This window comes from Allobosea sp. NPDC055353 (genome assembly GCF_053644975.1).
Genome location: NZ_JBSHMC010000001.1, coordinates 540,313 through 558,789, shown reverse-complemented (window position 1 = coordinate 558,789; position 18,477 = coordinate 540,313). Strand labels below are relative to the sequence as shown.

Below are 18,477 nucleotides of genomic sequence, written 5' to 3'. Positions count from 1 at the left end.
CGCAGCACGGTGGCAAGCCAAGCCTTCTCCCGCCTGCTGGAGGCCATCGACAGAGGCGCCTTTCCGCGAACCCGGAAATGGCTCTGGCGCGGCCTCTACAACGTCCTGTCGCGGCGCTGGCACGACGATGACTGGCGCTTCATGAATTACGGCTTCCTGCCGCCGGGAGCAGCCTTTCCGCTTGAGGCAGGCGACGAAGCCGACCGCCCTTTCATCGGTCTCTATGCCCAGGCCGTCGCGGGCCTGCCAATGGAAGGCGCGCGGGTTCTTGAGATCGGCTCGGGCCGCGGCGGCGGCGCGCGCTACATCGCCCGCTATCACGGCTCCGCGGCTGTCATCGGGCTGGATTATTCGCCGGCAACGGTGCGGCTGGCGCGCCGCCTCAACCAGGACACGGCGAGCCTGACCTTCGAGATCGGGGATGCGGAGAAGCTGCCGCTCGCCGATGGCTCGGTCGATATCGTCGTTAATATCGAATCCTCGCATTGCTATGGCGATGTGCCGGCCTTTGCACGCGAGGTCGCGCGTGTCCTCGCTCCCGGCGGCTGGTTCACCTTCGCCGACATGCGCGGCAAGAGCGCGCTTCCCCTGCTGCGCCAGCATCTGGCGGTTCCCGGCCTCACGCTGCACACCGAGACCGATCTGTCGCAAGGCGTCATCGCCGCGCTTGACGCGGCCGAGCAGCGCAAGCGGGCGCGCATCTCCAGGATCCGCTTCATGCGCGGCTTCATCAGCGAATTCGCCGGCGCGAAAGGGTCGGTGCTTTATCGCGAGCTGAGCGAGGGGGGTGTCGTCTATCTCGCCCAGCGCTATCAGAAGAACGGCGGCGCCTGAACGCAGACCTCCAGCCGTGATGCTTCACGGACGCTCCGGAGCACGCGACTCGGGCGCATCCGGCTCATTCCCGCTCGGCTCGAAGCTTTTCAGCGTGTTGTCGTAGCGCGGATGCAACGTGCCCATCCAGCGATCCCAGAGCGAGAAGGTATGGCCGTAATTGAACCTGAACGTGCCGTGATGCTGGTCGTGGAACACCGTGCTGGCGAGCGGCCAGGGCGAACGGCCGGCCGGTGAGGCGAAATGCTCGAAGCCGGCATGGCCGAGCATCCCGCTGATCTGATCGTAGAGCTTCTGCAGCACGAGCATCTGCCACGGGATCGGCAGGACGAAGACGATGATCGCGTAATAAGCCTGATTGAGAAGCGCCTCGACAAAGCTCTCGTGATGGTTGCTCCAGACTGTCGGCGCCACGCTCTTATGGTGAAGCGCGTGGAAGCGATAGAAGACGCGGCTGTGAAGTAGGCGGTGCACCCAGTAGAACCAGGCATCGTAGAGCACGACCGAGATCAGCAGCATCAACGGTCCGGACCACCAGGAAAGTTCCAGCGGTACCAGAGACCAGCCCTGCTGCTGCGCGAACAGCCCGAAGGCGAAGCAGACCGAGAGCGTGAGGATCGAGATCGGCGCCTGCCGCAATTCCTTCCATTTACGCCGGTTGACCCGGTCCTTCTGGATGCGGCGCTCGGGATGGCGGGCATTCATGATCTCGAAGAACAGCCCAGTCAGCAGCATGACCGCAACGACTGCCCCGACCACGAGGCCGAGAAGGCGAAGAAAATCGAGCAGCAGCGCCACCATCAAACCCTATTCCGATCACCAGCCGCAGGCACCCTTACGTCCACACTTGACGAACCTGCCCGCGTTGCAGCGCCGCCGGTCGAGGACCGCGCCTATGCAACACCATCCAGGTAAAGCAGGCGATCCTCGCGATTGGTCGGATCGAGCAGCTCCTGGTCCGAAACCGGAGCAACCTGCGCATAATAGTCGAGGCTCCTCAGCACGGGGTAGGAGGCCCGCAGCCTGACGAGCAGCGCCTGGGGATCACGACACCGCCCGGGGTTGAACTCAAGCACGATCCGCGGCCGCCAACGCTCGATGACCTGGCTCAATCCGATGATGATGTCCTCTTCCGCCCCCTCGGCGTCGATCTTGAGGAAATCGACGCGGGGAAAGGCGCGGAGGAGCGAGTCGAGGCTATGGATAGGGACAGCGACCGCTTCCGCCTCGTCGTTCGGCAAGGCCTTGCTGACCAACGTCGCATTCTTCGGCTCTCCCGCCGGGATCATGAGACGTCCCTCGCCTTCCCCCGAGCCTGCCGCAGCCGCCACAATGGCGCTGCGGGTAGCAAAGCCGTTGAGCTCCAGGGTGCGCTTCAGCGTATCGGCAACGGGGGGGTTGGGCTCGACAGCCAGCAAGCGGCCATCGGGGCCAACGAGATCGGCCAGCAACAACGAATAATAACCGAAGTTAGCGCCGATATCGGCGACATGCATACCGGGCGCGACGAGGCGGGCAATGAATTGCGTCAGCCACATCTCCCAGTAGCCGTCGAGCATGACATGCGCACCGAAGCCTCGGTCCCGCGTGTCAAGGAACATCTTGTAGCGCCCCAGAACGCGGGCGAGGACCGCATGCTCGCCAAGATAGACGGTCTGGCTAGCCGCCCGGCAAATACACTCGGCGCGGTAGCGATCCGGCCCGCGCAACTCCTCCAGCGACAGGAGGCCTCCGGGTTGGATCGGCAATGGTGCCGGGATGTGCTTGTTCTTCATAAACCTGCCTACTCCGGCCAGACATCCCGGCACATGAAGGGCTTCGACGGGTAGCCCCATCAGATCATCTTCTTCATGTGGGCGGACCCCTCTTCGCTCGACGCCGCCCCGGAATCCACCAGGGACCATCGGATGATCCGACGCCGACGTCTGGTGCTAATCCAAGGTGCCAAAGGACGCAAACCTTCCGGAGTGTGACGAAGAGCGATACGGCAGCCGCGCAAAGGCGCAAGCCCTGCCGACAAGCTCAAATTGCTTCCATGGCCTTAACAGCCTCTGGAGCCGGATTCGAAAAACCGGTTCCGGCTTTTTCGAGTCAGACTCTAGGTGGCGATACCCTGCTCCATCAGGAGGCGCACGATGCGATCGGCCAGCTCGTCCGCTCCGTATCGGCCGGTATCGAGGTGAAGGTCCGGCGCGCCCGGCTGCTCGTAGGCGGAATCGAGGCCTGTGAAGTTCCGAATCTCGCCACGCCGGGCCTTGGCGTAGAGGCCCTTGGGATCGCGCTGCTCGCAGATGTCGAGCGGCGCATCGACGAATATCTCGAAGAACGGCGTGCCGGCCAGACGCTCGCGCACCATGGCGCGATCGGCTGCGAAGGGCGAGATGAAGCTGCACAGCACGATCAGCCCCGCATCCACCATCAAACGCGCGACTTCTGCGACCCGGCGCAAGTTCTCGACACGGTCGCCCTCGGTGAAGCCGAGATCGCGGTTGAGCCCGAGGCGGACATTGTCGCCGTCGAGCAGGATTGTCAGCTTGCGCTTCGCATGCAGCCTGCGTTCCAGACCGTCCGCAATGGTCGATTTCCCCGCCCCGGACAGGCCGGTGAACCAGAGCACCGCACCCTTCTGCCCGAGCAGATCCTCGCGCGCCTTGCGATCGATCGTCAGAGCCTGCGCAAAGAGGTTGCTGCCGCGGTCGAGGGCGTTGCGCACCATGCCTGCCGCGACGGTCTCGCCCGTCGCCCGGTTGATCAGCAGGAACCCGCCGGTGGCCGGGCATTGGGCATAGCTGTCGAAGGCGATCATCCCGGGCGTCGCCAGGTGGCAGATCGCGATCTCGTCGCGCGTGATCTCGGTGGCCGCGATGCGAGCTCCGCCGATGATGTCGAGCTTGCCCCGGATCGCGGTCACCGTCACCGGACTCGTCACGGTTCCAAGACGCAACTCGTAATCCCGCCCGGCGAACAGGGACTGCTCGGCGAACCAGACCACATGGGCCGAAAAATGACTGGAGCAAGCGGGGGCGCCCGGTCCGGACCAGAGGAGGTCGCCACGGCCGAGATCGATCTCCGGCGTCAGGGTCACGGCCACGGCCGTTCCCGCTTCGGCGCGCTCGACAGGGCCTTCGCTGCCGATCAGGCGCTGGATGACAGCCTCGGCGCCACCGACGGCAACCTTGACGCGGTCGCCCAGGGACAGCCCCCCCGCCGCGATCGTGCCGGTATAGAGCCGCTCGCCCTCCGGCGTACGGCTCATGCCCTGGATCGGCAGGCGCAGGCTCGCTTCGCCCTCGCTCTGGGGGACCTCGAGCTGTTCGAGATACTGCAGGAGCGTGACGCCCTGGTACCAGGGCATCGCGGCACTGATGCTCACGACATTGTCGCCGCGGCGGGCGGATATCGGAATCGCGACCATATCGAGCTGCAGATGCCTCGCTGCCGGAGCGAACGCCTCGACGATCTGGCCCAGGCGCTCTTGCGAGAAGCCGACGCCGTCCATCTTGTTGACGGCCAGGACGACGTGCCGGATGCCGAGAATGCTGCAGATCGCAGCATGCCTGAAGGTCTGCGGCCGGAGGCCGCGAACGGCATCGACCAGGATGATCGCGACCTCGCATTGGGAGGCTCCGGTAGCCATGTTGGCGGTATATTGCTCGTGGCCGGGCGTGTCGGCGATGATGAAATCGCGCCTCGCGGTCGACATGTAGCGATAGGCGACGTCGATCGTGATGCTGCGCTCGCGCTCGGCTTCCAGGCCATCCGTCAGCAGGGCGAAGTCGATCTCGCCATCGGCGGCACCGTAGCGGCGGGAATCCGCCACAAGAGCCACGCTCTGATCGTCGGGAACGGCACCCGCTTCGTATAGCAGGCGCCCGATCAGGGTCGACTTGCCATCATCGACCGCGCCGCAGGCCAGAATGCGCAGCGCCGGCGGGCGGGCGGTGGGCAAACCGTGTTCGGTCTCACCGAAGACGGCGTGGTAGGCCGCGGAAACGGGGTTCAAAAATAGCCCTCCCGCTTCTTGGCTTCCATCGAGGCGGCACCCGCGCCGTCGATCAGCCGGCCCTGTCGCTCGGAGGTCGTGGCCGCGTCCAGCTCCGCGACCACCTCGGCGACAGTCGCGGCCGGCGATTCGACGGCTCCACAGAGCGGATAGCAGCCGAGAGAGCGGAAGCGGACGGATCGCATCTCGGGGATCTCGTCCGGCTCCAACGGCAGGCGCTGGTCATCCACCACGATCAACGAGCCGCCCCGCCGCACCACGGGGCGCGAGCGCGCCAGATAAAGCGGTACGATCGGAAGGCCTTCGGCGAGCGTGTAACGCCAGATGTCGCGCTCGCTCCAGTTCGACAGCGGAAAGACCCGCATGGTTTCGCCGGGGCGCAGATGCGGATTCGCCAGCCGCCAGAATTCCGGGCGTTGGCTGCGTGGCTCCCAGCCATGCTGCGGGCTGCGCAATGAGAACATGCGCTCCTTCGCGCGGCTCTTCTCCTCGTCACGCCGGGCACCGCCGATCGCCGCGTCGAAACCGCCCTGCTCCATCGCCTGCTTGAGTGCATCGGTCTTCATGATGCGCGTATAGGTATTCGCGTCGACGGAAAACGGCGTGACGTCGCGCGCGATCCCGTCCCGATTGATGTGCACCCTCAGGTCGAAACCCAAGGCCGCGGCGAACCGATCGCGAAACGCGATCATCTCGCGGAACTTCCATGTCGTATCGATGTGGAGCAGCGGAAACGGTGGCTTCGCGGGCCAGAACGCCTTGGCAGCCAGATGGGCGAGGACCGTCGAATCCTTGCCTATCGAATAGAGCATGACCGGGTTCCGAAACAGGGCGGCCGTCTCCCGCAGCAGGAATACCGCCTCCTCCTCGAGCCTCTGGAGCTGGTTCACGTTCCGCTTCTTCGTCCAAACACCGCGCTGTCTTCGACGAGCGTCGCGCAGTGGCGACGCTCGTATGTTTCGCCTCGTCTCGCCTATGAGAACCTGGCGGCGACGCTGGTCCCCTGCACGATGGGCGAGGTCAGGCTCTGGAAGATGGAGAAGGCCTTCTGAACATCGGTCAGAGGTGCGTTCGAGACGTAGAGGATATCGCCCCGCTGCATCCGCAACCCCTGCGCCACGAAGAGCCCGTTGGGATCCCGCAGATTCACGCGATAGACGACCGGAATCAGGCGGCGGCCCTGGCCGAGAAGCGGACTATCCGGCTTGATCCGCCGCAGCGTCTCTGCGTTTTCGAACCGGTACAGGAACACGCCCTGCGGGTCCGCCCGGAAGTCGAGCAGACCGCCTGCCTTCGCGATTGCCTGCGCCAGGTTCATGGCGTCGGCGTTGAAAGGAATCTCGGTATTCTGACCGGTTGCACCGGCCGCGATGAAAGTCTGCGGGTTGCGCACCAGCGTCAACGTATCGCCGCCGCGCAGGTAGATGTTCTCCCGCGGGTTGTTGACAATCGTGATCATCGGCACCGCGAGTGTGCGCGAGCCGCGCGTCAACCGGACTTCCGTCTCGTTGACGGGCGCGCGGATACCGCCGGCGGCAGCGATCACCTCGAGGACACGGTCGCCCTTGTTGGACAGAGGAATGCGGCCGCCCGATGCCACCTCGCCAGTGACGGCGACCGAGCTGCTGATCGCCCGGCTCAGCGTCACCAGAACCTGCGGCTGGATCGCCTTGCCGGCAAGCCGTTCCTGGATCGCGGCCTCAACCTGAGCGCTCGTCTTGCCGGCCACGCTGACGCGCCCGGCATAGGGCACGGAAATCGTACCGTCACGGGCGACGGCCTGTTCGGGAATCGTCGCCGTACGCGATCCAGGCGTGAAGCGATCTGTCGTCAGCGGCGCGGAGAAGAGGCCGCCGGCGCCGGCTTCCCAAATCGTCACCGCGAGAAAGTCGCCGATTCCAATGCGGGTCTCGGTCGCTCCGCTCCGGTCGCCAAAGCTTCCGCTGAAACTGTGATCCGAGCGGCCATTGATCGCGACCAGCGAAGTCGGCGCCAGATCGACCAGCTCGAAACCGGGGTTTACGTCCTCCCCCTGCGGGGAGACGATATCGGCGGTGGACGGACCACTGGCGGGCAAATTAGAACAACCCGCCAGCGCCATGGCGGACAAAATCGCGACTATCCCAACCCACACCGATCCCATCTCCTACACTCCCCGCCGACTACCATTGATCGCCCGATTTGAAAACCAAGCCAGGGCGACGGGGGGCCGTTCGCCGAGGAGTGTGGTCTCCTCGCATCGCCGACCGGTTACGAAGGCCGCGACTTCGGTAAACATGATTACTAAAATGCCAAGGAACCGGCCGAGTGTCGGCCGCCCGCATCGGACGCAGTGTCCCTACCGACGAATGCTGGATACCTGCAGGGGGCCAGACGCCGCGCCCAGCCGCCCCCGTGCGGCAAACCCGCAGCCTATTTCATCTTGATCGCGTGCTCGCGAACACCGGCGAAGAGCAGCCAGCCCACGAAGAACAGGAGCAAGCTCCCGGCGAAGGTCAACAACACGCCTCGCAACCGACGCGGCCGCTCGGCGAAGTCGGCGATATGGGGTTCCACCACCCGCTCGAGATAGAGCTGCTGGCGACGCGCCTCGTTTCGAGCGACTTCGAGGCTGCTCATGGCGGAAGCGAGAGCCTTGACCGCAAATTCACGCTGAAGGTTGAGCCTTTCATAGCCGGCGACCTTCTCCGCCAAGCCGTCCGAAGCATTGGACACGCGCCGGCGCTCCAGCGTGATCTGACCTTCGAGAGCTCCTATCCGGCGTTGCAGGCCGGAAATCTGAGGAGAATTCGGGGACGAAGCCTCGATTTCCCTGAGTTGCGCCGTCACGGCGGCGAGCTCGCTCGACAGGCGGCCGATGAGCTCGGCAACGAAGAGCGAATTTTGCGACGGGTCGAACATCAACTCGCGATTCCGGAATTCCGTAATCGCGATCTGAGTCTCGACCAGTCGTTCCTCGCCCCGCTTGACCTCCGTCTCCGCGAAGCGGATGGCATCGGCGCGAATCCGTTCGTTCATCCGATTGACCACCGCTTCACCCAAGCCGAGCAACGTCCGGTTGATCTCGACCGAATCTTCAGGGCGAAATGTCTCCACGCTCAGGGCCGTCAGACCGGTCGTCGCGCCGTGGACGACGGCCACGCGCGACTTGTAGTATTGGAACAGTTCTTCCTCGCTGGGTCCGCGAATCAGATTGGGATATCGTGCGACAAAATCCGCGCCCGGGCGGTTGAACATCTCTCGCAACGGCAAGCGTTGCGAGAGCGCAGTCACCGCGTCACGCGACAGAAGATATTCCTGCACGGAATAGCTGTCGTCCTGTGACCGGGTGATGCCAACGATCTGCAAGAGCCCACCGAGCCCGCCGGACAAAGGCGCCTTGGCCGAGCGAACCACAAATGTGGATTCGGACACAAACCGATCCGTGGCGATCAGGCCGAAATAAAGCGCCGAGACCAGCGTCGGCAACGCGACAAGCAACAGAAACGCGGCGTGGCTCCAACTGAGGCGAATGATGCGGCGGGGTCGCGGCGCGGCATCCGGCACCGTCTCCAGGTCGTCAGCCGCTCCGGGCAGCGGCAGGCGAAAGCGTTTGGCGGCGAGCGGCCGCGCTACATGGACGACCGGGCGCAACCGGCGAGAGAGCTTCTCAAAGCGCTGCCTCATGCCGGTACCATATCATCCTGGACGATTCTCGAAGGTGAACTCATCGCACATATATACCCATGGCCGCGGCAACTCCCGGTTCGCCATTCCTATCGAGTGGCCAGCCTGCTATCTAGCATCCAAGTGTCGAGATCAGAAGACGACGATGTCCCAAGGTATAATAGAGGAAAATGTCACCGATTATGTTGAACTCGTTCCCCTGCGAGTCAACGAAACCGGTGTCGACTTGCCTTTGCGGAAGCCTCTACCGGGCTGGCTGGTCGCACTGCGCCGGCATGCGCTGATCCTCGTCACATTTGCCCTGCCATGCCTTCTGGCCGTTCTCTATTTCGGATTGATCGTAGCGGACCGCTACACGTCCGAGGCGCAGTTCGTGGTTCGAAGCCCCAGCCGGTCGGGCCTCGGTCAGTTGGCAGGTATGATGCCGGCGACGGGAACGGAGCGCGCGCCCGACGAGGCCAGTGCCGTCCATCAGTTCGTACAGTCTCGCGACGCCGTCGAACTGCTCGTGCAGAAGGCGGATCTGCGCGCCATTCTGTCAAGACCGGAAGGCGACCCGTTCTGGCGCTTCCCCGGATGGCTCTCCAGGGACCTGCGGGAAAAGCTCTTCGACCGCTATCTGGATTTCGTTTCGATCAAGCCGGACAGCAGCACCGGCATCAGCACCTTGATGGTACAGAGTTTCAGGCCCGACGATTCCGTGAAGATGGCTCAGGTCCTCCTCGAAGGGGCGGAGGCGCTGATCAACCGGCTGAACGAGCGCGCCCGAACCGACACGATAAGCGCCGCCGAACGCGAAGTGGAAATAGCCAAAGCCCGCGCCTTCGACAGGCGTGAGGAACTTACAGCCTTTCGGATGAAAGCCGGAACGGTCGATCCGGCGAAATCCTCCCAGAACCTCCTGGAGACGATCGGAAAGCTTTCTTTCGAGGTCGCGCAGCTCAACGCCCAACTCGCCGAAGCGCAACGGAATTCGCCTCAGGGGCCACAGATCGCGAATCTTCGCAATCGCATCCAGGCAATTGAACAGCAGATCATCGAGGAGAAGCGGCAGATCGGCGGCTCGGCTCAGGCCTTGGCCCCGATCATCGCGGATTACGAACGCCTGGTTCTCGAGCGCGAATTCGCGGACCGGACGCTGGCCTCTGCTCTCGTCTCCCTCGAAAATGCCCGCATCGAATCCCAGCGCCAGCAACTCTATCTCGAACGCGTCGTGGAACCGCACGCCGCCGACTACCCGAGCCAGCCGAAACGCCTGCTCTGGATCGGCATCGTTTTCCTGCTCAGCTTTTCAGTCTATTCGATTGGACGCTCGCTGGGCAATTACCTCCGCCAGCGCGAGGATTGAGGCGATGCCGCCCACCGCCGCTCCGTCTCGGCCCGATGCCGCCCCGCAGGCACGCATCGAGCGCGCAGTGCGCGCCGACAACATCGTCAAGGAATTTCATACCGAACACGGCCCCCGGCGCGTGCTGGACGGCATATCGTTCAACGTCGGCGTCGGCGAGCGGATGGCGATCTTGGGCCGCAACGGCGCCGGCAAGTCGACGCTGATCAAGATCCTCGCGGGTGTCGAGCGGCCGACCCATGGCACGATCCATCGCGGCTTGAACATGTCGTGGCCGCTGGCCATCGGGGGCGGTTTCGAAGGACAGATGACCGGCTACGACGCCTGCCGCTTCATCTCCGCGCTTTACGGCGCGCCCCTCAAAGACACCATCGAATACGTCGCCGATTTCACCGAACTTGGCAGCCAGCTCTTCACCCAGGTCCGCTTCTATTCGGACGGGATGAGGGCGCGCCTGGCTTTCGCTCTCTCGCTGGCGATCGACTTCGAATGCTACCTCATCGACGAGGTCATCCTGGTCGGCGATCGACGCTTCCAGCAACGCTGCCACGACGAACTCCTCGTCAAGCGAAAGAGCCGGGCCATGCTGATGGCGATCCATTCCATGGAGTTCGCCAAGGAATTTTGCAGCTCCGCATTGGTTCTGAAGCAGGGGCGCGGCCGCGTCTTCTACGATCTCGACCTTGCCTGTTCGATTTATGCGACCTTGTGAATCGACAAGCGGCGCGCTCCGTCTCCCGGTGAGTTTCCCGATATGACCGTCATCGTTCTCGGCGTCCCGAGCGCATTCTCCGCCTGGGGCTTCGATGTCATGCGCCGGCTGGCGAAGGCAGCCCGGCCCACAGCAAAACTGCGCTGGATCGATCGCGGCGATGTGTTCGAAGACGATCCGGACGCCAACGAGATCATCTGTTCGCAATTCCCTTCACGCTCACTGCGCGAAGCGGCGCGGCGGCCGCAAACGCGCCTCATCGTCTTCACCGCCGACAGCCTGGAAGCCGTCAGCTTTCAGCGCCAGCGGCAGCCGAAACTGCTCGACGCCGTGCGGACGGTCGGCGCCAGCGTCGCCATGATCGGTGACTGCCAACCGCAGCAGCGGGCGCTCTTCCTCAGCGCTGCCGGGCTACCTTCGGCCGAACTGGCGACGCAGCTCATCGCCAGCCACATCGATTGGCCCCTGCCTGCCAATTTTGCAGGCGTTTTGGCATCCGCGGGTCCGATACCGACCAGCTCCGCGCCGGCCTCCTCTCTGACCGAAGCAGAGGAAGGCATCGTCACGCTCGTCCTGGAGAATGGCATCGCGCATCTGCGTGACGCCAGCATTCCCCTGAAGTCGATCTGGCCGCACCGCGTCTTCTTCGCGGGGGACCGGCCGAACGAAGAGGCTCCGCTCGTGACCGACGCCACCGGCGGATCACGCATCCTGTACTACGGTCCCTATTTCCACCTCGCCGAGGGCAGGTGGCGAGCCAAACTGACCCTCGGCTTCACCAAGGAGGCCGTCGGGTTGCCGCTCAAGATGTCGGCATACGGGCCGAATGCTCTAGGCGAGGCACGGCTGCGGCCGCGCAAGGAAGGGATTTTTGCGGCCCATTTCACCTTCTCCGTCACGAAACCGGAAAACCCCGTGGAATTCCACGTTCGCACCGAGGAAGGTGCGATCGAAGGGCGGATAGCGCTCGGCCAGGCGGAACTCAGCTATCTCGGCCCTGAGCCTGCCCTGCCATAAGCGCCTGCGCGCCGGTCCACCCGCTTGCCGGCTATACTCTGAAACTTTGGCCCGCTGCCGGTTTCCGTGGGCACCGAGATCAGGTGATTCATGAAACCGGAGATGTCATATGGAGCAGAGACGACGATATTGTCGTCAAGCGGCCGGCATCGCTATGAGTTGGTTTACGGTCTCGGCAAAGCTAAGCAAGGGTGCGGCAGCTCATGCCCGATGAGGAGACCGTTCAGCCATGACAGGCGAGACACCCAGGCTCACGCTCGATTTTTTGATAGGGATGCTGAAGCAGGTTATCGATCAAAATTCATCGCGCGATTCCGGAAAAATCACGAGCGCGACGTGGGGACCGGAGACCTTGCTGGAGGACACCGGCTTCAACTCTTATGATTTCGTCGAGATGATATTCAAACTCGAAGATCATTTCGACATCGAGATCGACTACAATGCCAATAACAACATCAACGACGTGAAGACAATCGGCGAGCTTTACAACGAAGTCCTAAAGCTGCTGGCAAATAAGCAGGCGGCATGACGCGTATCGTCGTTTCAGGCCTCGGCATCGCCTCCCCGATCGGCAATGACACCGGCAGCTTCTGGGGGACTCTGCTAACCGGAAGCGGAAATTTCAGGGAAGCCTCGGCCTTGCCAGGCAAGGGCATTCGCGTCGCGGACGTCCAAGACGAAAGCTTCATGGAAGGGCTGGGCCTTTCTCCATCGGCTTGTGACCGCAACGCGCTGTTCGCCGTCGCAGCGGCGCGCCAGGCCCTGACAAGCGCCGGCCTCGGCACCGGCTTGCCGCACCCCGAGCGCGTTGGCGTCATCCTCGGGAATTCCGCCGGTGGGCAATGCAGCACCGATGAGCAGTATGCCCGGCTCCTTACCCAGAACAAGCGACCGCACCCGATGACCGTGGCCAAGGTGATGGTGAGTTCTTCCGCCAGCTGGGTATCGATGACATCGGGCGCAACCGGCCCCTGCTTTGTGACGTCAAGCGCCTGCGCCTCGTCCAGCCACGCTATCGGCACCGCCATGCAATTCCTGCGCACGGGCCTTGTCGATATTGTCATTGCGGGGGGTACGGAAGCCCCCCTCTCGGCAGGGACCCTGCACGCTTGGGACGCTATGAAAATCATGTCGCGCACCGCCTGCCGGCCGTTTGCCCTCGGTCGCGACGGCCTCATGCTCGGCGAAGGCGCCGGTATCATCGTGTTGGAGACAGAGACACATGCCCGCGCCCGCGGGCTCAATCCTACGATTGAGGTCGCTGGCTTCGGCTTCAGCGCCGATGCAGGCGATATTGTCGCGCCCAATCTCAATGGCATGACGCGCGCCATGTCCCTTGCGCTGGCCGACGCGGGGATCCAAGCTAGCCAAATTGCCTATATCAATGCCCACGGTACCGGTACCCGTGCGAATGACCGCACCGAGGCGCGGGCGCTGAAGCGCCTGTTCGGGGATCGGCTCGTCCCCCCGACATCCTCTATCAAAGGCGTGACCGGCCATGCGCTTGGCGCCGCCGGTGCCTTCGAAGCGATCGCGACAATCATGGCAATCGAGATGGGCGTAGCTCCGCCAACAGCCAACTTCGATGTACCTGACCCTGAATGCGATATCGACTGCATCCCTAATCAGGGCCGTGTGATGCCAATACCGATCGCCATGTCCAACTCCTTCGCGTTCGGCGGCCTTAATACGGCGCTGATCTTCAGGGATATACGTTAGGTAGGGCGCGCAACCAAAACATTGTCAAGATTGAGAGATTCTCTGCTGGTGTGGTCGCGGGGGCATGGGGACGGCATGCCTGATCTCTATTGGTTGTCGGGCGATGCCTGGGCGCGTCTTGGACCCCATTTAGCTCACAACCAGCCGGGCCGGCCCCGCGTCGACGACCGGCGCGCGATCAGCGACATCATCCACATCCTGAAGATAGGGGCGTGCTGGCGTAACGTGCCGGCCCAATACGGCCCGGCGAAGACGATCTATAATCGTTATATCCGCGGGCGCATCGCGGTGTCTGGCAGCGTCGCACGGCCTATCGGCATCGAAATGTCATCGAGCGCATGTTCGGCAAACTCAAAAAAGGGAACCGCATCGCCACCCGATACGACAGGCTCGCCGTAAACTTTCTCGCCACCATCGCCCTCGTCGCTCTTGCGACGCAGTGGCGCGAATGAATCTCCAACTGAATTCTTACGCTGCGTTAACATTCTCTGCGCTAACGGTATGCTGATGATTGAGTCGTTTGGTTGCTTTTGCTTGAGCGCAGATTGCTAACCACTGTTCTTGAGCTTCCAAAAGGGAACCTTCGGATGGACGACCTCTCCTACGAAATCCCTGAGATGCTCGAGCGGATCAAGCGTCGCTCTCTCCTTGCCGTCGCCTGGGTCGCGTCTGCGACGACTTTTGTGCTTCTGAATTGGATGATTTGAAAATTTACTTTGGGCTCGTCTTCTTTGGCCGGATCAACCCCAACTCAACCGTTAGCTCGACATAGAGACATTCAAGACGCTCATCTTCTGATTTCTTAGGTGTTGAATTCAGAGCCGTAGCCGCCGGCTGCTGAGGTAGGTGCAGCGGGGCGGCGGCAGGCAGGCGCAGTTCGGCCGACATGACCGACACCCAGATCGAGCGCTATTCCTCAGCGTCAAGTCAATCAATCCGTTCGATCCGCGCCAAAATCAAACCTGCCTTTTCAGAGCCCCACATTGCCGCTTCCGGGTGGCTTTTTCACTTCCACATCAGCGCAATCGTGAGTGCTCCGGCGAGATTGATCAACGTCAGCAACCATTGCGGTACCGCTTCTATGGCGGCGTCGAAGTTTGGGCCGCTGCCGGCAGGCGTGGGTTCGTCGGAATGGAAGGACCGGCTGATCACAGCGATATAATCATCGGCAGCGCAATAATGACCGCCAGCGCGATGACAATCCCGGTGCGCATCCACACCCCGGCATTACGGCTACTCAACAGCACAGCACGCCTCCCGGCCTTTGAATAACGTAGCGGAACATAAGCAGAGCTCTGTCGCAACATTTTTTCACATTCGGAAACATCGACGGCGAGCAGGCGTGAGACCATCCAGCGGGCGGCGAAGCGCGCGCCGAATCCCGCCAATGTCCATTCCGCGGTCATCGCGTTCGATCGCTACGGCGCGCTGTTCGGCCTAGATCAGCCGCGCCGGCTGGCGCAGTTCCTGCCGCGCTTCATGCATGAGAGCGCGGACTTCCGCTACGATCGCGAGATCTCGGGCCGGCCTCGGCACAGGAGCACTACGACACCCGGACGATATCGGCAACACGCCGGTCTGTCGTCTCCGCTGGATCGATCAGGTGGCCCATTCGTAGAGCTTGAGCGCTCCAACGCAGAGCGTCATGACCCATGCTGCCTCTAGTACAAGCGCGGACAGAAGAAACACGGTCCGCATCGGCTTGTCGCCAAGCCGTTGCCGGAGCATCTGTCTCAATCTGATCCTTGGTCGCCTCAACGTGGGTCACCCGAAATGCTGTTTGGCATCTCGGGACAATTTCTGAGCCGCGATTGGACGAACCTATAGGTAGCAGCATGGTCTGATTAATGCTTTCCTAATGCCATACCAACATATCGGTAGGTGTGATGACGCTCACGATCCTTTGGCTTGCCGCACTGTACGTGTTTCTGGAGTTGGCAGAGCGCGCGCCGACGCTTGACTAGCGCCCCGTGCGCACTTTCGTCGGACCACTCAACAAAGGCCAAACTCGAAGATCCGCTCTCTGGATTCCGCGTCAGCGTTCGCTTTTCATCGCGACGCTCGACCTCTCTGCTCCGATCTCGACACCCGCCTCCTCCAGCGCGAGTTTGATCCCGCGCAGGTTGTTATGTGTTGGCACGCGCCTGCTTTTCTCGAAGTCGCGGATGGTTGAGAGGCCAAGATGAGCGGCCTTGGCGAGGTCTTGCTGGCTCCAATCGAGGAGCGCACGGGCAGCGCGACACTGGGCTGGTGTGATCATGCCTCCGACATAGCTTGATCAGCGTTTTTCGTCGAGTGTCGACCTTTCCAGTTGACTGATAGCCCCATAGGAAGGGAACCGTCCGTTACCGACGATTTTCGTCGCTGGAGGACGATGATGACTCTGATCCTGGAGTTCGAGCGCAAGCTCATTTTCTACAAGCCCGGCATCCTGCGCTACGCCATGCGGCAAGCAGGGCCAGAGTTTTCTGCTGCGCAAAACCAGGCGCAACGACGCCGGTTGCTCTCGCAATACCTCAAGCGCGGATGGGCCGAGGCTCGAGCTGAGCTGGCGGCCTTCCAGCGGGTGCAGGCGCTCGTACCAGAACGCCATGCCGGGCCGTCTCCCCATCACACGGGCTTCGTGGCCGCTTCGCCGCACGCAGCCTCCCCGATCACCTCCGGCTATCGCCAGCTTCACTGAGGAATGGCCATGATCTCCACATTGCCACCCCGTTTCCTTGTGACCCCACAGTCGCCGCCGAGCGAGATAACGGTTGAGCCCCTGCCCTCAACCGCTCGTCTCAGCCCAGCCGATCTCGCCCAATCCTACCGAACCTGGTGGTTCGGCGTGGCGCGCACCGTATCCCGCGATCGCCACACCGCGAGGGCCAGGCTATGACGAGCACAGCGCGCCATCGGCGCTCCTCCGCAGGTGTTCGACTGACCGAGTTGCGCCCTGCCCCTGCGATCACCCCGTTGAGCCTATTGAGCTCCGCGCTCGACCGCGGTGTCGACGAACACGTCCTGGCACATTTGATCGGTCTGCATGAACGTAGCCGTGCGGATGATGCGCGCTGCGCCTTTGAGGCAGCGCTCGCGGCAGCCAAGGCCGAGCTCCCGGTGATTGCCAAGACCCAAATCGCCAGCATCGGCACCAAACACTATCGGCATGAGGATCTGGCCGAGATCGCCCGCACAATCGGACCGATCCTGGCACGACACGGGTTGGCCTATCGCTTCCGCTCGAACAGCGACGGCGACAAGGTGACCATCGCTTGCGTGATCTCGCATCGCGAGGGTTACAGTGAAGACAACAGCCTCTCGGCCGCAGCCGATCATAGCGGTGAGAAGAACGCGATCCAGGCGATCGGCTCGACGCTGACCTATCTGCAGCGGATGACGCTGAAGGCGGCGCTCGGTCTCGCTGCCGCCGATGACGATGACGGCAAGACCGCTGGAACCGGCCAGACCATCACCCGTCAGCAGGTTCGCGAACTGCTTGGTCTGATCGACGAGGTCGGAGCCGAAGCGGACGCCTTGCTGCGCTTCTTCAAGATCAAAGCCTTTGCCGAACTACCAGCACGCCGCTTCCGGCAGGCGCTGGTGATGCTCAACGCCAGGAAGGGACGGGCCTGACCATGCTCGAGATTATCAACTGCACCCAAGGCTCACCGGAATGGGCGCAAGCGCGCCTAGGCATCCCAACCGCATCCGAGTTCGCCTCGATCCTAACCAAGGGCCGAGGTGGCGCTGAGAGCCGAACCCGGCAGACCTACCTCTACAAGCTCGCCGGCGAACGCCTGACCGGTGAGGTGATGGAGAGCTTCACCTCAGCGCATATGGAACGCGGCAAGCTGATGGAGGAGGAAGCCCGCAGAGCCTACAGCTTCGTCACCGGGCTGGACTGCGAGAGCGTCGGATTCTTGCGCCGGGGGCGCGCTGGCGCTTCACCTGACGCGCTGATCGGGCAAGACGGCCTGCTCGAGATCAAGACCAAGCTACCACATCTCCTGATCGAAGCTCTGCTCAAGGGCGAGTTCCCGCCCGAGCACAAGGCGCAGTGCCAGGGGCAGCTCTGGATCGCCGAGCGCGAGTGGCTCGATCTCGCGATCTATTGGCCGGGTTTGCCGATCATGATCACGCGCACTCATCGCGACGAGAGCTTCATCGCCGAGCTCAGCGCCGCCGTCGTAACCTTCAATGATGAGCTCGACCGGATCGTGACGCAGGTTGCCGCCCACGGTCAGATGGAGGCGGCTTGATGGCTGGGCGTCGCGAGTTCACCCGCAGCCAGAAGGTCGCCATGCTCAAGCGCGCCATGGACACGCGCGGCTGCATCCGCTGCGAAGGCTGCGGGCTCAACGTCTCCGGCAAGGTCGTCGAGTTCGACCATGTCATCGCGGAAGCTCTCATCCTCGACAAGACGCGCGAGCTTTCGATCGACGATGGTCGTGTTCTCGGCCGTGACTGCTGTCATCGCGCACCAGGTGCCAAGACCGCTCGCGACCTGGCCGCAATCGCCGAAGCCAAGCGTCGCGAAGCCCGCCATCTCGGGATCAAGCCAATGGCTTCGCGCGGGTTCAACCGAGCGCCGCCGCAGATGAAGGCCTCCCGCCCGCTCGCCAAGCCAGCGATCTGGCGCCGCGACGATCATTGATCCCGATATTTCCAAGGAGCTCGCTTCCGTGTTCTCTCCTGCTCTCGCTCGACATCCCGGCCGCCGTCGCTGGTCTTCCCTCGTCATCGCCATCATGCTGGCCAATGCCGTCAGCGCCTGTACCTCTCGCACCATCATGCGCTTCGACCGTTACGACGGACGTAGCGATGCCGGTGCGGCCGCGCAGTTCCAGCAGGATGATGCCATCTGCAAGGGCGAGGTCGCCAAGGCGCAGGCCATGGCGGCCCCGATCTATTCCGGCCGAAGCCTCGCCGATGCAATGGAAGCCGGCATGCTCGAAGGTCAGCGGAATCAAGCGCTCAGCCGGATCATGGTCGGCTGCATGGCCGGCCGCGGCTACAGCATGACGCCTGTGACGGTTAAGCCCTAAGCTACGACAGGGCCGTGCCCGCCGGGCGGGCGGGGCCCGCCCCGGGGGGGCCCCACGCGCGGCGGGCGCGCCCCCCCCGCCCGCCGTCTCGCGGGGAGGGGTTGTGTGTCTTATAAAAAAAAACCAGCCCCCCAGAACCAAAAAAAAA

Annotated in this window: 20 protein-coding genes and 2 pseudogenes; 14 read left to right on the top strand and 8 right to left on the bottom strand. The window is 63.0% G+C overall.

The window, feature by feature from the left end:
- The first annotated feature begins 9 nt into the window (after nucleotides 1-9).
- Nucleotides 10-834 (top strand): class I SAM-dependent methyltransferase, encoded by an 825-nt coding sequence (locus tag ACWIEX_RS02535; protein WP_454031575.1) that lies wholly within the window; start codon nucleotides 10-12, stop codon nucleotides 832-834.
- A gap of 24 nt (nucleotides 835-858) precedes the next feature.
- Here ACWIEX_RS02535 and ACWIEX_RS02530 read toward each other — a convergent pair whose 3' ends face one another.
- The 6 genes from ACWIEX_RS02530 to ACWIEX_RS02505 form a co-directional block, all read right to left on the bottom strand.
- Nucleotides 859-1,635: a sterol desaturase family protein gene (locus ACWIEX_RS02530; RefSeq protein WP_454031574.1), complete on the bottom strand. Its 777-nt coding sequence runs from the start codon at nucleotides 1,633-1,635 to the stop codon at nucleotides 859-861.
- A 92-nt stretch (nucleotides 1,636-1,727) separates the two neighbouring features.
- Nucleotides 1,728-2,609, bottom strand: coding sequence for an FkbM family methyltransferase (locus ACWIEX_RS02525; protein ID WP_454031573.1), 882 nt, complete (start codon nucleotides 2,607-2,609; stop codon nucleotides 1,728-1,730).
- A gap of 323 nt (nucleotides 2,610-2,932) precedes the next feature.
- On the bottom strand, nucleotides 2,933-4,837 hold the full coding sequence (gene cysC / locus ACWIEX_RS02520; protein ID WP_454031572.1) for an adenylyl-sulfate kinase: 1,905 nt from the start codon (nucleotides 4,835-4,837) through the stop codon (nucleotides 2,933-2,935).
- On the bottom strand, nucleotides 4,834-5,727 hold the full coding sequence (gene cysD, locus ACWIEX_RS02515; RefSeq protein ID WP_454031571.1) for a sulfate adenylyltransferase subunit CysD: 894 nt from the start codon (nucleotides 5,725-5,727) through the stop codon (nucleotides 4,834-4,836). Before cysD ends, cysC begins: the two co-directional genes overlap by 4 nt.
- Nucleotides 5,728-5,810: 83 nt before the next feature.
- Nucleotides 5,811-6,980 carry a polysaccharide biosynthesis/export family protein gene (locus tag ACWIEX_RS02510; protein ID WP_454031570.1) on the bottom strand — a complete coding sequence of 390 codons (1,170 nt, stop codon included), beginning with the start codon at nucleotides 6,978-6,980 and terminating at the stop codon, nucleotides 5,811-5,813.
- Between the two features lie 269 nt (nucleotides 6,981-7,249).
- Nucleotides 7,250-8,503, bottom strand: a complete 1,254-nt coding sequence (locus ACWIEX_RS02505; protein ID WP_454031569.1) for a KpsE/RkpR family capsule polysaccharide export protein — start codon at nucleotides 8,501-8,503, stop codon at nucleotides 7,250-7,252.
- Between the two features lie 145 nt (nucleotides 8,504-8,648).
- On the opposite strand from ACWIEX_RS02505, the gene ACWIEX_RS02500 reads away from it, so the two are divergent.
- The 8 genes and pseudogenes from ACWIEX_RS02500 (at nucleotide 8,649) to ACWIEX_RS02465 (ending at nucleotide 14,461) form a co-directional block, all read left to right on the top strand.
- The gene (locus ACWIEX_RS02500; protein ID WP_454031568.1) at nucleotides 8,649-9,851 is read left to right on the top strand and encodes a KpsE/RkpR family capsule polysaccharide export protein; all 1,203 of its coding nucleotides are present in this window, start codon (nucleotides 8,649-8,651) and stop codon (nucleotides 9,849-9,851) included.
- Between the two features lie 4 nt (nucleotides 9,852-9,855).
- A complete protein-coding gene (locus ACWIEX_RS02495) occupies nucleotides 9,856-10,563 on the top strand; it encodes an ABC transporter ATP-binding protein (RefSeq protein WP_454031567.1) in 708 nt (235 codons plus the stop codon).
- Between the two features lie 42 nt (nucleotides 10,564-10,605).
- Nucleotides 10,606-11,580 (top strand): hypothetical protein, encoded by a 975-nt coding sequence (locus ACWIEX_RS02490; protein WP_454031566.1) that lies wholly within the window; start codon nucleotides 10,606-10,608, stop codon nucleotides 11,578-11,580.
- A 229-nt stretch (nucleotides 11,581-11,809) separates the two neighbouring features.
- The gene (locus tag ACWIEX_RS02485; RefSeq protein WP_454031565.1) at nucleotides 11,810-12,109 is read left to right on the top strand and encodes an acyl carrier protein; all 300 of its coding nucleotides are present in this window, start codon (nucleotides 11,810-11,812) and stop codon (nucleotides 12,107-12,109) included.
- Entirely contained in the window at nucleotides 12,106-13,299 is a 1,194-nt protein-coding gene (locus ACWIEX_RS02480; protein WP_454031564.1) for a beta-ketoacyl-[acyl-carrier-protein] synthase family protein, read from the top strand. The genes ACWIEX_RS02485 and ACWIEX_RS02480 overlap by 4 nt, the downstream gene beginning before the upstream one ends.
- 75 nt (nucleotides 13,300-13,374) lie before the next feature.
- Nucleotides 13,375-13,515, top strand: a pseudogene (locus tag ACWIEX_RS02475) (transposase); the annotation flags it as partial.
- A gap of 92 nt (nucleotides 13,516-13,607) precedes the next feature.
- A pseudogene (locus ACWIEX_RS02470) lies at nucleotides 13,608-13,751 on the top strand (transposase); the annotation flags it as partial.
- Between the two features lie 434 nt (nucleotides 13,752-14,185).
- A complete protein-coding gene (locus tag ACWIEX_RS02465) occupies nucleotides 14,186-14,461 on the top strand; it encodes a hypothetical protein (protein WP_454031563.1) in 276 nt (91 codons plus the stop codon).
- Here ACWIEX_RS02465 and ACWIEX_RS02460 read toward each other — a convergent pair.
- Nucleotides 14,448-14,705, bottom strand: coding sequence for a hypothetical protein (locus ACWIEX_RS02460; protein WP_454031562.1), 258 nt, complete (start codon nucleotides 14,703-14,705; stop codon nucleotides 14,448-14,450). The genes ACWIEX_RS02465 and ACWIEX_RS02460 overlap by 14 nt on opposite strands.
- 629 nt (nucleotides 14,706-15,334) lie before the next feature.
- Nucleotides 15,335-15,559 (bottom strand): helix-turn-helix domain-containing protein, encoded by a 225-nt coding sequence (locus tag ACWIEX_RS02455; RefSeq protein WP_454031561.1) that lies wholly within the window; start codon nucleotides 15,557-15,559, stop codon nucleotides 15,335-15,337.
- A 114-nt stretch (nucleotides 15,560-15,673) separates the two neighbouring features.
- Between ACWIEX_RS02455 and ACWIEX_RS02450 the strand changes: the two genes are divergently transcribed.
- The 5 genes from ACWIEX_RS02450 to ACWIEX_RS02430 all read left to right on the top strand — a co-directional run bounded on the left by ACWIEX_RS02450 (nucleotide 15,674) and on the right by ACWIEX_RS02430 (nucleotide 18,329).
- A complete protein-coding gene (locus ACWIEX_RS02450; protein WP_454031560.1) occupies nucleotides 15,674-15,982 on the top strand; it encodes a hypothetical protein in 309 nt (102 codons plus the stop codon).
- Nucleotides 15,983-16,266: 284 nt separating this feature from the next.
- On the top strand, nucleotides 16,267-16,917 hold the full coding sequence (locus tag ACWIEX_RS02445; protein ID WP_454031559.1) for an ERF family protein: 651 nt from the start codon (nucleotides 16,267-16,269) through the stop codon (nucleotides 16,915-16,917).
- Between the two features lie 2 nt (nucleotides 16,918-16,919).
- Nucleotides 16,920-17,543, top strand: coding sequence for a lambda exonuclease family protein (locus ACWIEX_RS02440; protein WP_454031558.1), 624 nt, complete (start codon nucleotides 16,920-16,922; stop codon nucleotides 17,541-17,543).
- On the top strand, nucleotides 17,543-17,938 hold the full coding sequence (locus ACWIEX_RS02435; RefSeq protein WP_454031557.1) for a hypothetical protein: 396 nt from the start codon (nucleotides 17,543-17,545) through the stop codon (nucleotides 17,936-17,938). Before ACWIEX_RS02440 ends, ACWIEX_RS02435 begins: the two co-directional genes overlap by 1 nt.
- A 28-nt stretch (nucleotides 17,939-17,966) precedes the next feature.
- A complete protein-coding gene (locus ACWIEX_RS02430; RefSeq protein ID WP_454031556.1) occupies nucleotides 17,967-18,329 on the top strand; it encodes a hypothetical protein in 363 nt (120 codons plus the stop codon).
- Nucleotides 18,330-18,477 lie beyond the last annotated feature (148 nt).

Excerpts from the sequence above, each read along its gene's own strand:
- ACWIEX_RS02530 (WP_454031574.1), bottom strand. The coding sequence starts at position 1,635 with ATGGTGGCGCTGCTGCTCGATTTTCTTCGCCTTCTCGGCCTCGTGGTC.
- ACWIEX_RS02525 (WP_454031573.1), bottom strand. The coding sequence starts at position 2,609 with ATGAAGAACAAGCACATCCCGGCACCATTGCCGATCCAACCCGGAGGC.
- ACWIEX_RS02510 (WP_454031570.1), bottom strand. The coding sequence starts at position 6,980 with ATGGGATCGGTGTGGGTTGGGATAGTCGCGATTTTGTCCGCCATGGCG.
- ACWIEX_RS02505 (WP_454031569.1), bottom strand. The coding sequence starts at position 8,503 with ATGAGGCAGCGCTTTGAGAAGCTCTCTCGCCGGTTGCGCCCGGTCGTC.
- ACWIEX_RS02500 (WP_454031568.1), top strand. The coding sequence starts at position 8,649 with ATGTCCCAAGGTATAATAGAGGAAAATGTCACCGATTATGTTGAACTC.
- ACWIEX_RS02495 (WP_454031567.1), top strand. The coding sequence starts at position 9,856 with ATGCCGCCCACCGCCGCTCCGTCTCGGCCCGATGCCGCCCCGCAGGCA.
- ACWIEX_RS02490 (WP_454031566.1), top strand. The coding sequence starts at position 10,606 with ATGACCGTCATCGTTCTCGGCGTCCCGAGCGCATTCTCCGCCTGGGGC.
- ACWIEX_RS02485 (WP_454031565.1), top strand. The coding sequence starts at position 11,810 with ATGACAGGCGAGACACCCAGGCTCACGCTCGATTTTTTGATAGGGATG.
- ACWIEX_RS02480 (WP_454031564.1), top strand. The coding sequence starts at position 12,106 with ATGACGCGTATCGTCGTTTCAGGCCTCGGCATCGCCTCCCCGATCGGC.
- ACWIEX_RS02465 (WP_454031563.1), top strand. The coding sequence starts at position 14,186 with ATGACCGACACCCAGATCGAGCGCTATTCCTCAGCGTCAAGTCAATCA.
- ACWIEX_RS02460 (WP_454031562.1), bottom strand. The coding sequence starts at position 14,705 with ATGACCGCGGAATGGACATTGGCGGGATTCGGCGCGCGCTTCGCCGCC.
- ACWIEX_RS02455 (WP_454031561.1), bottom strand. The coding sequence starts at position 15,559 with ATGATCACACCAGCCCAGTGTCGCGCTGCCCGTGCGCTCCTCGATTGG.
- ACWIEX_RS02450 (WP_454031560.1), top strand. The coding sequence starts at position 15,674 with ATGATGACTCTGATCCTGGAGTTCGAGCGCAAGCTCATTTTCTACAAG.
- ACWIEX_RS02440 (WP_454031558.1), top strand. The coding sequence starts at position 16,920 with ATGCTCGAGATTATCAACTGCACCCAAGGCTCACCGGAATGGGCGCAA.
- ACWIEX_RS02435 (WP_454031557.1), top strand. The coding sequence starts at position 17,543 with ATGGCTGGGCGTCGCGAGTTCACCCGCAGCCAGAAGGTCGCCATGCTC.